Below are 14,204 nucleotides of genomic sequence, written 5' to 3' on the forward strand. Positions count from 1 at the left end.
CAGCAAGGGGCTGACGTCCAATGCGTCCGGTCGATATCAGCAAATGGTGAAGGACTGGCCGCACTACAAGGCGCAGCTCAAGCTGCCTGACTTCAGCCCGATCAGCCAGGATCTTCTGGCGCTGCAGCACATCCGGGAGTGCCGGGCTTTGCCCGACGTGGTTGCCGGTCGGATCGAAACGGCTATCGCGAAGTGCCGGAACATCTGGGCCAGCCTGCCCGGCGCCGGGTATGGTCAGCGCGAGCATCGTCTCGAGGATCTGCTGAAGCAGTACCGCCTGGCTGGCGGGGTCATATCGTGACGCAGATGCAGAAGCTGGACGGCCTAGCGCTGACTACCCTGGTGCTAATGCTGCCCTGACCTACATTCGCGGTCGCGAAAATTAACATCATCCAAATGAAACAAACGCGAAGGATCGCAAATGACAAACCCTATCGTTCCATGGATGGGCGGCAAGCGCCGCCTTTCGAAGCGCCTGCTGGCGCTGTTCCCTGAGCACACGTGCTACGTCGAAGTATTCGCCGGCGGCGCAGCGCTCTACTTTAAGCGGGAGGAGCCCGCAGAGGTCGAGGTACTGAACGACCTCAACGGCGACCTGGTGAACCTATACCGTGTCGTTCAGCACCACCTTGAGGAATTTGTTCGCCAGTTCAAATGGGCGCTCAGCTCGCGGCAAATCTTCGAGTGGCAGAAAATGGCGGTACCGGAAACCTTGACGGATATCCAGAGGGCGGCAAGGTTCTTCTATCTCCAGCACCATGCCTTCGGCGCGAAGGCAACCGGGCAAACCTTCGGCACCGCGACCACTGGCCGCGCTATCAACCTGCTGCGGATCGAGGAGAACCTGTCGTATGCCTGGCAGCGCCTTTCCGGGACGTACGTTGAAAACCTTCCATGGCTCAAGTGTGCAGAGAAATACGACCGGCCCCACACCTTCCACTATATGGATCCTCCGTATTGGAAGACCCAGGGATACGGGGAGGAATTCGGCTTTGAAGAATACGAGCGGATGGCCGGCTTCATGCGGACGTGCCAGGGCAAAGTGATGGTCAGCATCAATGACCATCCAGACGTGCGGCGCGTGTTCGATGGGTTCCGCCTGGAAACGATGGATATCCGCTACAGCACTGCCAACCCACGGCAAGGTAAGCCGGCAGTGACGGGTGAGTTGGCGGTCATGAACTGGTAGCGGCCCGGGCGATTCCGACTTGTGAGTTTGGCCGCGATCTATTCTGGGTTGGAGTCGATGATCCTTTGCACTTTCAGGTGCTTTGCGCGCTTTATCAGGACGGGTTCGTACAGCGTTTCATAGGTGTGTTTCTGTTTGGCAGTCATGGAGTCGAAGCCCTGATGGATTACTTGTCTCGCCACGCCGGCCTCGTCCGAGTCGGGATCGATCAGCCCCTCATCGAGCAGATCCTCGTAAGCCAATTGCAGATCTTCGTTGTAGCTGCGTCCGAATGCCATGCGCCACCTCATTCCGTTGAATTTATCTGTCTAAAACTACCTCAATCTAGCACGAGTTCATTGGGTGTAAAGGGCGCTAAATGCAAGTTGAGTTTTAGACAGAGAATCCACGAAAGCCGCGTGGTTAGCTGCGTGCGGACTTCTCCAGCCCATACTGCTGCATCATCGGGGTGTGGGAGGACAGATCGGAGGTGTTTTTACTCATTGGATAGTTGGCAAATTCGTTGAAAGTGATGGGGCAAAGGGGGCGCTTGGCCCAGCATTTTTTGCAATGGGCGCAAGGTTAACACGCAAGGTCGGGGCTTCGCAGTTCACAAACGGTCAGGTAAAAAGTGCGCGTTGATGCATTAAATATGCAAATTAGCATTTGCCAAGCATCGAAACAGCCTGCACTATCCGCGTTATGCAAAAACGCAACGTTTCTATCGTCTTAAGAGAGCTGCTGGACCGCGACCGGATCTCCCCCACGGAGCTTCACCGGCGTACCGGCGTGCCTCAATCCACGCTGTCCCGGATCCTCAGCGGCAAGATCGTTGACCCGTCGGACAAGCACATCTCGCGCATCGCCGATTACTTCCAGGTCAGCACCGATCAGCTTCGCGGACGCGCGGCGCTGGTGCCGGCGCGGTCGGATGAGCGCGACCCGATGCATTCGGAGCTCAAGGACATAAGCCTGTGGGACGACGACACGCCCGTTAATGATGACGAGGTGTCGATCCCCTTTCTGCGCGAGGTTGAATTGGCTGCTGGATCAGGAAGATTCGTCATCGAGGAAAGCGAGAAGGCCAGCCTGCGGTTCGGCAAACGCAGCCTGCGGCATAACGGCGTGCAGTTTGACCAGGCCAAGTGCGTGACGGTGCGCGGCAACAGTATGTTGCCGGTGCTGCGCGACGGCGCGACCGTAGGTGTCAACGCCGGCAAGTGCGGGATTGGTGACATCGTCGATGGCGACCTTTACGCCATCAACCACAACGGCCAACTGCGGGTGAAACAGCTCTATCGCCTGCCTTCCGGGATTCGCCTGCGTAGCTTCAACCGCGATGAACATCCGGACGAGGACTACAGCTTCCAGGAAATCCAGGATGAACAGATCAGCATCCTTGGTCACGTTTTCTGGTGGGGCATGTACGCCCGCTAACCCTTCTGTGTAAGACAAAGCCCGCCAATGAGCGGGCTTTTTTTCGCCTGCGCAAAACCACCAAACACTTTGCCTGCGGGGCTATAAATGCATCCGTGCATGTCTCGCGCAAAAATAAATGCATTTGTGCATTGACTGTATATGCATACATGCATATTCTTCATCTCAAGCCAGCCAAGAAGGCCTGGTGGAGGCGGCAAGGATGCTGCCAAGGAAGACAAGGACGTTACGCAACACCGGCAAGGACGCCATCGAAGCGATGGCACGGATGCCAGGCAACACCGGCAAGGATGCCGACGCTCTTTAGTTTCAAACCGCTTCAAGAACAGGCAGCGATGAACCGGCCTTAACGGTTCAGAGGGTTGGCAACTGGCCCGGGTGTGCAGCGTAAAGCACCAGAAGCAGTTATCCGGCAGACAGGGATCGTGGTCGGAAAAACATCGAGGAAAGAACCGTACCGCGCCAGTAGCGCCGAAAGTTCGAGGACATCATTACTGAAAAGCCCGGGCAACCGGGCTTTTTGGAATGCCTACCTAGAGAACCCATTCAAATTGAAACAAACACCTACAACCGGCGACCTGCCGGTATCACTCATTCCAGGAGGCGTGACATGACAAACGAGCAGCAAGCGTTGGCGGAAATGCCTATCTGGCTGGTCATCGTATTGGCGGTGATTGGCGGGGTTTCCGGAGAAATGTGGCGCGCCGACAAGGAAGGCGCCCGCGGTTGGTCGCTTATGCGGCGCCTGGCCCTGCGTTCCGGGGCCTGCATGGTGTGCGGGGTATCAGCCCTGATGCTGTGTTACGCCGCCGGCATGTCGATCTGGACGGCCGGCGCCATTGGTTGCCTGACCGCCATGGCTGGCGCCGACGTGGCCATCGGCCTTTATGAACGCTGGGCGGCCAAGCGTATCGGCGTCAACGAAGGCCCTGGCCGGGACCCGCAGTAACCCGGCGTTCCAGGCCGAAGGGCTGCTGGTGCTGGATGAAACCTGGCCCGCCTTCATGCAGGGGCGTTGGTCCATCGACACGCTGACGGCCGTCGGCAAACGCAAGGAAAGCTACCGATGCACGATCAAGGCGAACGAATTGTCGTCACCGGAATGACGTGTTCGATCGGTCCCCTCTACCCACCCGCTTCGGCGGGTTTTTTATTGCCTGGTGAGACGCCATGAAGATCACCCCTCTGGTCAGTCAACTGCGGGATCACTGCCCATCGTTCAACCAACACATCCGCGCCGGCCTCGACCTCGACGCGCTGCAAAACCTGCCAGTGCTCGACGCACCCCAGGCGGTCGTGACGCCGATCAGCGACAAGGCCAGCCCTAACGCTGCGCAAAACAGCAGCCGCCAAACCCTGCGCGAACATTTTGGCGTGGTGCTGGTGCTGGATTTGCCGGAAGGCCAGCAAGCCCAGGCGATGGACAAACTACATGCCTTGCGCGCCGAGGTCTGGCGGGCGCTGGTGGGCTACAGGCCCGAGGGGTTCTACGAGCCCATCCAGTACGACGCTGGCGAATGGCTGTTGCTCGGCAAGATTCGCGGGTTGTACCGGCTGCGGTTTTTTCTCGAGAGCCAGTTGGGACGCAACCTCAGCACGCAGCCGGCGGAAACCTGGCTCGAGCTTGAACTGGACGCTCTGCCGTCCTTCAACGGGGTGACGGTGCGGGTCGATGCCATTGACCCAGCCGACCCCAACCTGCAACGCCCAGGCCCCGACGGGCGCCTGGAAATGACGTTTTCTGCCGAGGTAAAACCATGAGCAAACGCATCACCGTACTGCCGGTTTCCGGCCGTGCCGTACCTGATCCGGAGGCGGGCGATCTGTTGCCGGCCGAAGGTCGCGAAGTCCCGGACAACGCCTGGTGGCGTCGACGTCTGGCCGATGGCGACATCACAACCAAAGCCGTCAAGGCGGCAAAACCACAGGGAGCCAAATAATGGCGATTGGATTCAGTCATATTCCGGCGGACATTCGTGTGCCGCTGTTCTACGCCGAGATGGACAATTCGGCGGCCAATAGCGCCTCCTCGGCCCTGCGCCGGTTGATCGTGGCCCAGGTCAACGACAACGTCACCAGCCCGGAAATCGGCAGCCTGGTGCTGGTATCGAGCGCGGCCCTGGCCAAGCGTATCGGTGGCCAGGGTTCGATGCTGGCGTCGATGTACGAGACGTTCCGCAAGAGTGACCCGGTGGGCGAGATCTGGTGCCTGCCGCTGCACAGCACCGGAGGCAGCGCGGCCAAGGCCGATCTCAAGCTGACCGGCGCCGCGACTCAGGGTGGCATTCTCAGCCTGTACGTCGGCGGCACCCGGGTTCAAGCGACCGTGATCAATGGTGCGACGGCTGCCGTGGCCGCCACCGCCCTGGCGCTGAAAATCAACGCCAGTGCGGACCTGCCGGTCAGTGCGGTAGCCGCCGATGGCACCGTCACCCTGACCGCCAAGTGGACCGGTGAGAGTGGCAACGACATCAGCCTGCAACTCAACCGCCTGGGCCAGAGCAACGGCGAACAAACCCCCGACGGCCTGACCGCCGTGCTCGGCAAAATGGCGGCGGGCGCCGGTGTGCCGGACCAGCTCGCGGCATTGGCTGCGCTGGGCGACGAGCCGTTCGAGTTCATCTGCATGCCCTGGGCCGACACCACCAGCCTCAACGCCTGGCAAGCGGTGATGGATGACAACAGCGGCCGCTGGTCGTGGGCCAAGCAACTGTTCGGCCACGTCTACACCGCCAAGCGCGGCACTATCGGCACCCTGGTGGCGGCCGGGCAAGGGCGTAATGACCAGCACGTGACCATTCAGGCCATGGAGCCGGGCGTGCCGCAACCTTTCTGGGTCCAGGCCGCTGCATTGGCTGCACGCACGGCGGTGTTTATCTCCGCCGATGCCAGCCGTCCGACCCAAAGTGGCAGCTTGCCGGGCCTCGACCCGGCCGACGCGAGCGAGCGCTTCACTCTGACCGAGCGCCAATCGCTGCTCAACTACGGCATCGCCACCGCTTACTACGAAGGCGGTTACGTGCGCATACAGCGGGCGATCACCACCTACCAGAAGAACGCGTTCGGCCAGGCAGACAACTCCTATCTGGACAGCGAAACCCTGCACCAGTCGGCCTTTATCGTGCGCCGCCTGCAAAGCGTGATCACCAGCAAATACGGGCGCCACAAACTCGCCGCCGACGGCACGCGCTTTGGCGCCGGCCAGCCGATCGTGACCCCGAGCACCATTCGCGGCGAGCTGATCGCCCAGTACGCCAAGCTTGAGCTGGAAGGCCATGTGGAGAACGCCGAGCTGTTCGCCGAGCACCTGATCGTCGAGCGCGACAGCCAGGACCCGAGCCGGGTCAACGTGCTGTTCCCGCCCGATTACGTCAACGGGCTGCGGGTGTTCGCGTTGCTCAACCAGTTCCGTTTGCAGTACGACGCGGCGGTTTAGGCCCCGCGCTTTTCGCAACTGATTCCAGCCCGCCGAGTGCGGGCTTATTTTTGGGAGAAACATCATGGGTCAACTGATTGCGGGCACCTGCTACGTCAAAGTGGACGGCGCTCAACTGACCATCAACGGCGGCTGCGAAGCACCGTTGATGGCCGTCAAGCGGGAAACCGTGGTGCCGGGTTTCTATAAGGAAACCGACATCACCCCGTCTTTCAAAGTTACCGCGCTGCACACGCCGGACTTTCCGTTGAAGCAACTGATCGCCGGCACCGACATGACCGTCACCTGCGAATTCAACAATGGCAAGGTCTACGTGCTGGCCGGCGCCTACCTGGTGGAAGAGCCGGTAGCCAAGGGCGATGACGCGGTGATCGAGCTGAAATTCGAAGGCATCAAGGGGACCTGGCAATGACCGATACGGTGAAGCTGCAAGCGGCCATCGAGGCCCACGGCGAGTCACTGACTGAACTCACCCTGCGCCGCCCGACGGTGCAGGAGGTGCGGGCAATCAAGGCGCTGCCGTACAAGATCGACAAGGGCGAAGACGTGAGTCTGGACCTCGACGTCGCCGCCAAGTACATCGCCGTGTGCGCGGGTATCCCGCCGTCGTCGGTCAACCAGCTTGACCTGGTGGACTTCAACGCGTTGAGCTGGGCCGTCGCCGGTTTTTTCATGAGTGCGGCGCAGGCTCCGTCGCCGAGCTGATTGCGGTGGCCTATGACCTGGCCTGGTTCTGGAAGGTTGATCCCGAACAGATGCTGGCCAAGCCTTTGGATACGCTCCGGGAATCCCTGGAGCATGCGCAACGGATCAATGCGATGCAGCAGGTGCAGTGATGGCAGAAGCTCAGAAAGTAGAAAGTACCGCGGTGCGCCTGACCGGTATCGACCAGCTGTCGCCCAAGCTCGCTGCGCTGCAGGCCACGGTCGCGCGCTTCAGGCAGAACCTGGAACAGACCGGTCTCGGCAAGCTGGATATCGCCGGTTTGGTGAAGGGCGGCGGGCTGGCGGCACCGTTTGTCAGCGGCATCAAATCGGCTTTGGCGTTCAAGGCTGGGGTCGGCGAGGTCAATGCCGCCGTGGGGCAGGGCGTTACCGAGGAGGCGGCGCAAGGGCCGAAAGATTTCAACGCCTCGTGGGACAAGGTGTCGGTGGCGTTTGGCACTGCGCTGTTGCCGGCCGTCACGGCGGTGGTGGTCGGGCTGGAGCCGTTACTGGCGACGGTGGCCCAGGTGCTCACCGAAAATCCGCAACTGGTGCAGGGCCTGGCTGCCGGCGCAGTGGCGTTTACCGCGATGCAGGCGGCCGTCACCGGCGTGTCTCAGGCACTGGGCTTGATGCAGCTGGTGCTCAACGCCAATCCGATAGTGTTGGTGGCTGTAGGCATTGCCGTGGCGGCAGGCTTGATCGTTGCCAACTGGAAGCCGATTTCGGCATTTTTTGCCGGGCTCGGCGAACGGGTGATGGCGGCGATTGGAACCTTGGGCGAGTTTTTCCAGACGGTCTTTGCGTTTCGTCCGCTGGAGCAAGTAATGCGCCTATGGGGCCCGATCACCGGTTTTTTTGCCGCCCTCTGGGACTTGCTCAAGGCGGTCAGCGTACCGGTGGTCGAGTTCATGAAAAGCCTGTTCAGTTGGTCACCCTTGGGGCAAATCATTGCCAACTGGGGCGTGATCAGCGAGGTGTTTGCGGCAATCTGGAGTGACTTCAAACTCAGTGCGCTGGCGGCCTTTACCGTTGTCAGCAGTTACTTCGATTGGTCACCCCTGGCCAAGATTTCTGCCGTCTGGGGCACCGTCACCGGTGCATTCGCGGCGATCTGGAGCGATATCCAGTTGCAGGCCCAGGATGCCTTTGTGGTGTTGAGTGGCCTGTTCGACGACTGGCACCCCATGGAGCAACTTGAAGCCATGTGGGCGCCGGTCCTGAGTTGGTTCACCGCGCTGTCGGAGAAACTCGCGGTGATCACTGCGCCGATTCGCAAGCTGTTTGCTGGCGGACTCGGTGAAGCGATCAACCAGGCTACCGGCAGTGTGGTGGAGTTGACCACCGAACAGCAGGCGCGCAATGCCGAAAGCGCACGCAACCCATCCTGGTTCCGCAAGGGCCCTGAGTTGATCTCGCCGTTGGCGTCCAGCTCCAGTTCGCTGCTGCAGCAAACCGCCGCCAACAACCGCACGCAGCTTAATGGCGACTTGCGGGTGAGCTTCGATAATGCGCCGGCGGGCCTGCGGGTCGACCAACCCACAACCAACCAACCCGGCCTGAGTGTCACTCCACGTGTCGGCTACCGTTCCCTGTCCCTTGGAGGCTCCAATGAGCTGGCGTGATCGTTTGTTGCCGGCGTCGTTTCGTGGCGTCGGGTTTTGGGTCGACCAGGCCAAGGTCCCGGTCGGCAAGAAGGGCCAGTTGCACGAATACCCGCAGCGCGACCGTCCATTTTTTGAAGGCCTGGGCCAACAGTCCAGGGTGCATGAGCTGACGGCGTTTGTAGTGGGCGAGGACTGCCTGGAGCAACGCGACCAGTTGCTCAAGGCCCTGGAGGAGGGCGCCGGCGAGCTGGTGCACCCGTGGCTTGGACGGTTGCAGGTCAAGGTCGGCGAATGCGAGATGACCCAGACCCGCCAGGACGGCGGGTTGGTGACGTTTGCCCTGAAATTCTATCCCGATGAACCCTTGAAGTTTCCCACCGCGACAGTCAATACCCGGCAGTTGTTGCTGGTGTCGGCCGACAGTTTGCTGGGTTCGGCGGTGCTGCGTTTTGAGCAGGCCGCCGCACTGGTGAAGCAGGCACGGGTGGGCATCCAGGCGTTGCGCAATGGCCTGGCTGAGGTTTACCAGGTGATTGAGCAGCAGTTTGCCCCGCTGATTCAGCTGTACGGTGACCTGAACGCCCTGGTCAAAGCCATCAAGGAAGTGCCCAGGGAATTGAGTGCCGAGTTCAAGGGATTGCTCGGCGACGTGAAGGACCTCAAGGCGTTCGCCCGCAACGGCTATCGCGGCATGTTGGCCAACCTCTCTCAGCAGGTAGAAGCGGCCCGCACCATCGACGTGCCGAAGCTGACCACCGGCAAGGATAGCGTGGCGGCGGTGCAAGCCACGGCCAACCTGGTACAGGACGCGCTGTGGGTGAAGATCGCGCATTGGCTGGCGGACGTACCGGTAGCGACAAAGGCGGTGACCCTCGGCACCACGCCGTCCCTGGCGCAACAGGCGGCACAGCCGGTGCAGCGCCGCGAGGTGCCGGTGGCCGACGATGTGCTGGTGCTGCGTGACCTTCTGAACGAAGCCATGTGGCAAGCCGCACTGAAGGCCGACGCCGGGCACTACGTTGCGCTGAATGACTTGCGCCAACAGATGTTCACGCATCTGACGGCGGTGGCTTCGTCCGGTGTCCGGCTGGTCAATCTGACGCCGATGCGCAGCATGCCGGCCCTGCTGTTGGCCTATCAGCGCTTTGGTGACGCGACACGGGTGGGCGAGGTGGTGCAGCGCAATCGGGTGGCCCATCCGGGCTTCCTGCCACCGGCGGACCTGCAAGTGGTCAGGGAGTAACCCATGAACGAGTTGGACAATGCCGTCACCCTGACCGTGGACGGCCTGGATTATGGCGGCTGGAAAAGCGTGGAAATCAGCGCCGACCTGGAGCGCCAATTTCGCACTTTCACCCTCAACATCACCTGGCAATGGCCCGGGCAAACCCTGGCGGCGCCGATCAAGCCCGGCGCCCGTTGCCAGGTACGCATCGGTTGCGACCTGGTACTCACCGGCTTTGTGTTCAAGGCGCCCATCAGTTACGACGGCCGACAGATCAGCCTGAGTATTCAGGGCGGCTCAGTGACGCAGGACCTGGTGGACTGCGCAGCGATAAACCAGCCCGGCCAGTGGCGCGGGCAAAGCGTGTTGAGCATCGTCCGTGCGCTGACGGCCACCTATGGCGTGGAGGTGCACAGCGAGATTGCCGAGACCACACGTTTGCAGACCCACAGCATCGTGCCCGGGGAGACGGTATTCCAGTCCATCGACCGCTTGCTGACGCTGTATCGGGTGTTCTCCACCGACGATGCTGATGGGCGCCTGGTATTGGCATCGCCCGGTAGTGCAGGGCATGCGAATGACCGCCTGGAACTGGGCAAGAACATCCTTTCGGCTAACGCACCGATGGACTTCGGCACGGTGTTTTCCGAGTACCGCGTCATCGGCCAGCACAAGGGCGATGATCAAAAAAACGCTGCGGCGGTCAGTGAGGTTTCAGGGATTTCCCGGGATGAACAAGCCGCGCGAAAACGCGTCACGGTGATCAGCGAACCGACGCAGTTGACCCCCGAGCTGGCCCAGCAACGCGCCGACTGGGAACGCGCTACCCGTACCGGAAAGGCCCTGACGACTACTTACACCGTGCAAGGCTGGCGGCAGTCCAACGGCGATTTGTGGCGCCACAACCTGTTGGTGCGGGTGATCGATCCGGTGCTGGGCTTTGACCAGGACATGCTGATCTCCAAGGTCACCTGGTCGCTCTCCGACCAAGGTTCGATCACCACTCTGCAGGTGGCGCCGCCGTCCACCTTTGATGCCAATCCGTTGCCATCCGCTTAACCATCAAGGAATTTCCATGAGCCTACTGACTCGCCTGCTGGCGCGCGGCACCGTCGTGCTCGCCCACTCGGCCACCAAGCTGCAATCGCTGCAAATGCGCCTGACCGCAGGCGAAGTGAACGACGACATGGAGCACTTCGAACCCTACGGTTTTACCAGCAACCCGTTGGCGGGTGCGGAAGGCATCGCCACGTTCCTGGGCGGTGACCGCTCCCACGCCATCGTGCTGGTGGTGGCTGACCGTCGCTATCGGTTGCAGTCCCTGGCGCCGGGTGAAGTGGCGATCTACACCGATGAAGGCGACAAGGTTCACTTCAAGCGCGGGCGGGTGATCGACATTGAAACCGGCACCCTGAATATCCGCGCCAGCAGCGCGGTGAATATCGATACGCCGACCCTGACCCAGAGCGGCAAGATCATCTCCCAGGGCGACCAGATTGCCGGCGGCATCAGCCAGATCCAGCACGTGCATGTGGGCGTCCAGCCCGGCAGCGGCCAGACCGGCGCGCCGGCGGGAGGCCAGTGATGTTTGTCTCCGACAATTTGAAAAATGCGCTCACCCGTTCGGTGCTGATCAGCCTGTTCACCTGGCGCCGCGCCGCACCCGACGATGCGGTTGACGATGACGAGCGCTTCGGCTGGTGGGGCGACAGTTTTCCCAGCGTGGCCGACGACCGTATCGGCTCAAGACTATGGTTGCTGCGCCGGGTCAAGCTGACCCGCCAGACGCAACTGGACGCCGAATTCTATGCCCGCGAAGCCTTGCAATGGCTGATCGACGACGGGCATTGCAGCGCCATCGAAGTCCTCAGTGAGCGCCTCGACGCCCAGCGGCTCAACCTGCGCACGCAGCTGACCCTGGCCGACGGCGAGCGCCTGGACATCAACCCTGATAACAGTTGGCAGGTGATCTATGCCGTTTGAAACCCCTTCGCTGCCGGTGCTGATCAAACGCACCCAAAGCGACCTGGCCAGCGATTCGCTGCGCCAGTCCGATGCCCAGGTCCTGGCGCGCACACTGAGTGGCGCTGCGTTCGGCCTGTACGGTTATCTCGATTGGATCGCTGAACAGATCCTGCCGGATACCGCCGATGAATCCACCCTGGAACGCATCGCTGCGCTGCGTTTGAACCAGGCACGCAAGGCGGCGGTAGCCGCCAGTGGCAGCGTGAGTTTTACCGCAGCGGCGGGCGCGGTGCTGGATGTGGACACGGTGCTGCAAGCCAGTGATGGTCGCAGCTTCAAAGTCACCGCTGCCGGTACCACCCATGCAGGCCTCAACACCGCCACGGTGCAGGCGATTGATGCCGGCACGCTGGGCAACGCTGATGCTGGACTGAGCCTGATCGCGGTACAGCCGCTGCAAGGCATAGGCTCGACCTTTACCGTGCTGGCGCCGGGGCTGACCGGTGGTGTGGCGCGAGAAACCCTGGAGTCGCTGCGGGCGCGGGTGATTCGTTCCTATCGCGTTATCCCCCAGGGCGGTTCGGCACAGGATTACGAGACGTGGTCCCTCGAAGTGCCCGGCATTACTCGCGCGTGGTGTCGCGGCAACTACCTCGGGCCGGGGACGGTGGGGGTGTTCGTAATGCGTGACGACGACCCGCAACCGGTCCCCAATGCCGCGCAGTTGGCGCAGGTTCAAGCCCATATCGAACCGCTGCGGCCAGTGACCGCTGATGTGTATGTGTTGGCGCCGGCGATGAAACCAGTGGCTTATCAACTGCGCTTGACCCCCGACACCAGCGCCGTGCGTGCGGCCGTCGAGGCCCAACTGCGAGACTTGCACAATCGCGAGGCGGGGCTGGGCGACAGCTTGTTGCTGACCCACATCGCCGAAGCCATCAGCACCGCCACCGGTGAGACCGATCACAAACTGACAAGCCCGCTGGCGGACGTTACGGCGGCGACAAACCAGTTACTGGTGTTTGGAGGTATCACATGGCTGGGATAAGGACGGCTGGCCAGTACGAGGAACAACTGATCGCCCTGTTGCCCAGCGGTCCGGCCTGGGACCTGGAGACCATGCCGCAGTTGCAGACGGTGCTCAAAGGCATCGCCGAAGAACTCACGCGCATCGACGCCCGCGCCTGCGACCTGCAAAACGAAATGGACCCCGTGACCGTCAGCGAACTGGTGCCGGAGTGGGAAAGGGTGATGCAACTGCCCGACCCTTGCCTGGGCTTGAGCCCGCTGTACGACGACCGTCGCCTGGCGGTGCGTCGACGTCTGTTGGCGGTGGGCAGCCAGCGCGCCGCGTACTACGTCGAAATCGCCCGCAGCCAGGGTTATCCCGACGCCAGTGTCACTGAGCACCGCGCACCGCGCATGGGCCGCTCACGGTTTGGCGCCGCGCATTTTGGCACGTGGCAGGCGCACTTCATGTGGACGCTCAACACCGGCGGCCGCCAGCACCTGGGGCGGCGGTTTGGGGCGAGTTATTGGGGGGAGCGATTTGGCGCCAACCCGGGGAGCGCCCTGGAGTGTTTGATTCATCGCAGCGCACCTGCTCATACGCAGGTGCACATTAATTATGACTAGAGGATAGAAGCGTGGATTATCCAAAGAGTGTGCCCAGCGTTGGGCTGGTGAATGGCAAGTTTGTGGATGAAAACCCGTTGACCGGGACACCGGGGAGTTTGATTCCGGCGGCGTGGGGGAATGGGGTTACGCAGGAGATTTTGAATGTGCTGGCGGCGGCGGGGATTGCGCCGGATGAAAAAAAGACCGATCAATTGGTACAAGCGCTGGGCATTCTGAACGATTGGTTGAAGTTGCGTAACAAGCCAACGACTCTGGCAGGCTACGGCGTGACAGATGCGCTTGGCATTGGCCAATATGGATTGGGGAGCAACGTTGCGCCCACCGTCGCGATTGACGCTGTTGGGCTACCCGGTGGTTTTTACTATTACGGCTCCGGCAATACCAGTTTTGTCAATTACGTTGGGCTGGTGAACATCCCGTATGGAGATGGAACCTACGCCGGGCAGATCGGTTTTCAGCAGGGCAATACAGAACCGGATATCTACGTTCGCGGGTGTTCTCAGGCGAAGGTTTGGAGTCCGACGCGAAGGCTTTGGCATTCTGGAAACCTCGATCCTGCATCGATGGTGGTTCCGGTCGGTACGACGATTCAGTATTGCGGTTCCGTAGCACCGACCGGCTTTTTGAAAGAAAACGGCGCGGAAATCTCACGCACCGTATATGCCAAGCTTTTTGCCGTTATTGGAACAACTTACGGTGCAGGAGATGGCAGCACTACATTCAACTTGCCCGATAGTCGAGGCGAGTTTATCCGCGGCCTGGATGATGGCCGGGGCGTTGATGCAGGCCGCAAAATCGGCAGTTATCAAGGTGATCAAATTCAGGGGCATCGCCATAACCTAACTTGGGGGCAAGGGCCCGCTGGTTCGGGTGTTGTAGGGAATAATATCGCCAATTTTCCCAGTGGCTCGACACTGACGCAAATAACCGCTCCGGTGAGTGATGGAGTTAACGGGGAGCCACGAGTTGGACTTGAAACCCGGCCTCGTAATACTGCCCGCCTTATGTGCATAAAATATTGAGA

General features: G+C 61.1%; 19 protein-coding genes and 1 pseudogene. 19 read left to right on the top strand and 1 reads right to left on the bottom strand.

Going from position 1 to position 14,204, the window contains the following annotated elements; translation table 11 throughout:
* Positions 1-301 (top strand): glycoside hydrolase family 24 protein (locus ACZRN6_RS02915; protein ID WP_464007170.1); only part of this gene is annotated, 301 nt, incomplete at its 5' end.
* Positions 302-421: 120 nt separating this feature from the next.
* Positions 422-1,189, top strand: coding sequence for a DNA adenine methylase (locus ACZRN6_RS02920; RefSeq protein WP_464007171.1), 768 nt, complete (start codon positions 422-424; stop codon positions 1,187-1,189).
* A 38-nt stretch (positions 1,190-1,227) separates the two neighbouring features.
* On the opposite strand, the gene ACZRN6_RS02925 is transcribed toward ACZRN6_RS02920, so the two are convergent.
* The gene (locus ACZRN6_RS02925) at positions 1,228-1,467 is read right to left on the bottom strand and encodes a hypothetical protein (RefSeq protein ID WP_464007172.1); all 240 of its coding nucleotides are present in this window, start codon (positions 1,465-1,467) and stop codon (positions 1,228-1,230) included.
* Between the two features lie 403 nt (positions 1,468-1,870).
* On the opposite strand from ACZRN6_RS02925, the gene ACZRN6_RS02930 reads away from it, so the two are divergent.
* From ACZRN6_RS02930 to ACZRN6_RS03010, 17 genes and pseudogenes are all read left to right on the top strand, one after another.
* Complete coding sequence (locus ACZRN6_RS02930; protein ID WP_322147185.1) at positions 1,871-2,605, top strand: LexA family transcriptional regulator; 735 nt, start codon at positions 1,871-1,873, stop codon at positions 2,603-2,605.
* A 610-nt stretch (positions 2,606-3,215) separates the two neighbouring features.
* Positions 3,216-3,554: a phage holin family protein gene (locus tag ACZRN6_RS02935; RefSeq protein WP_003208680.1), complete on the top strand. Its 339-nt coding sequence runs from the start codon at positions 3,216-3,218 to the stop codon at positions 3,552-3,554.
* Positions 3,553-3,711 (top strand): annotated as a pseudogene (locus tag ACZRN6_RS02940) (phage late control D family protein); the annotation flags it as partial. The gene ACZRN6_RS02935 and the pseudogene ACZRN6_RS02940, both read left to right, overlap by 2 nt.
* A gap of 64 nt (positions 3,712-3,775) precedes the next feature.
* The gene (locus ACZRN6_RS02945) at positions 3,776-4,366 is read left to right on the top strand and encodes a phage tail terminator protein (RefSeq protein WP_464007173.1); all 591 of its coding nucleotides are present in this window, start codon (positions 3,776-3,778) and stop codon (positions 4,364-4,366) included.
* Entirely contained in the window at positions 4,363-4,545 is a 183-nt protein-coding gene (locus ACZRN6_RS02950) for a DUF2635 domain-containing protein (protein WP_010170093.1), read from the top strand. The genes ACZRN6_RS02945 and ACZRN6_RS02950 overlap by 4 nt, the downstream gene beginning before the upstream one ends.
* A complete protein-coding gene (locus ACZRN6_RS02955) occupies positions 4,545-6,041 on the top strand; it encodes a phage tail sheath subtilisin-like domain-containing protein (RefSeq protein ID WP_464007174.1) in 1,497 nt (498 codons plus the stop codon). Before ACZRN6_RS02950 ends, ACZRN6_RS02955 begins: the two co-directional genes overlap by 1 nt.
* Positions 6,042-6,105: 64 nt before the next feature.
* Complete coding sequence (locus ACZRN6_RS02960) at positions 6,106-6,453, top strand: phage tail tube protein (protein ID WP_010170089.1); 348 nt, start codon at positions 6,106-6,108, stop codon at positions 6,451-6,453.
* On the top strand, positions 6,450-6,746 hold the full coding sequence (locus ACZRN6_RS02965) for a phage tail assembly protein (RefSeq protein ID WP_464007175.1): 297 nt from the start codon (positions 6,450-6,452) through the stop codon (positions 6,744-6,746). Before ACZRN6_RS02960 ends, ACZRN6_RS02965 begins: the two co-directional genes overlap by 4 nt.
* A 5-nt stretch (positions 6,747-6,751) precedes the next feature.
* Positions 6,752-6,877 (top strand): hypothetical protein, encoded by a 126-nt coding sequence (locus ACZRN6_RS02970; RefSeq protein ID WP_464007176.1) that lies wholly within the window; start codon positions 6,752-6,754, stop codon positions 6,875-6,877.
* A complete protein-coding gene (locus ACZRN6_RS02975) occupies positions 6,877-8,370 on the top strand; it encodes a hypothetical protein (RefSeq protein ID WP_464007177.1) in 1,494 nt (497 codons plus the stop codon). Before ACZRN6_RS02970 ends, ACZRN6_RS02975 begins: the two co-directional genes overlap by 1 nt.
* A complete protein-coding gene (locus ACZRN6_RS02980; protein WP_464007178.1) occupies positions 8,357-9,595 on the top strand; it encodes a DNA circularization protein in 1,239 nt (412 codons plus the stop codon). Before ACZRN6_RS02975 ends, ACZRN6_RS02980 begins: the two co-directional genes overlap by 14 nt.
* Positions 9,596-9,598: 3 nt before the next feature.
* On the top strand, positions 9,599-10,636 hold the full coding sequence (locus tag ACZRN6_RS02985; protein ID WP_464007179.1) for a phage baseplate assembly protein: 1,038 nt from the start codon (positions 9,599-9,601) through the stop codon (positions 10,634-10,636).
* 16 nt (positions 10,637-10,652) lie between these two features.
* Positions 10,653-11,162, top strand: a complete 510-nt coding sequence (locus ACZRN6_RS02990; RefSeq protein WP_464007180.1) for a phage baseplate assembly protein V — start codon at positions 10,653-10,655, stop codon at positions 11,160-11,162.
* On the top strand, positions 11,162-11,560 hold the full coding sequence (locus tag ACZRN6_RS02995; RefSeq protein WP_010170074.1) for a phage GP46 family protein: 399 nt from the start codon (positions 11,162-11,164) through the stop codon (positions 11,558-11,560). The genes ACZRN6_RS02990 and ACZRN6_RS02995 overlap by 1 nt, the downstream gene beginning before the upstream one ends.
* Entirely contained in the window at positions 11,550-12,590 is a 1,041-nt protein-coding gene (locus ACZRN6_RS03000) for a baseplate J/gp47 family protein (RefSeq protein WP_464007181.1), read from the top strand. The genes ACZRN6_RS02995 and ACZRN6_RS03000 overlap by 11 nt, the downstream gene beginning before the upstream one ends.
* Positions 12,578-13,177 (top strand): YmfQ family protein, encoded by a 600-nt coding sequence (locus ACZRN6_RS03005; RefSeq protein ID WP_464007182.1) that lies wholly within the window; start codon positions 12,578-12,580, stop codon positions 13,175-13,177. The genes ACZRN6_RS03000 and ACZRN6_RS03005 overlap by 13 nt, the downstream gene beginning before the upstream one ends.
* Before the next feature lie 11 nt (positions 13,178-13,188).
* The gene (locus ACZRN6_RS03010) at positions 13,189-14,202 is read left to right on the top strand and encodes a tail fiber protein (RefSeq protein ID WP_464007183.1); all 1,014 of its coding nucleotides are present in this window, start codon (positions 13,189-13,191) and stop codon (positions 14,200-14,202) included.
* Positions 14,203-14,204 lie beyond the last annotated feature (2 nt).

It is taken from the genome of Pseudomonas sp. A125 (genome assembly GCF_055409485.1).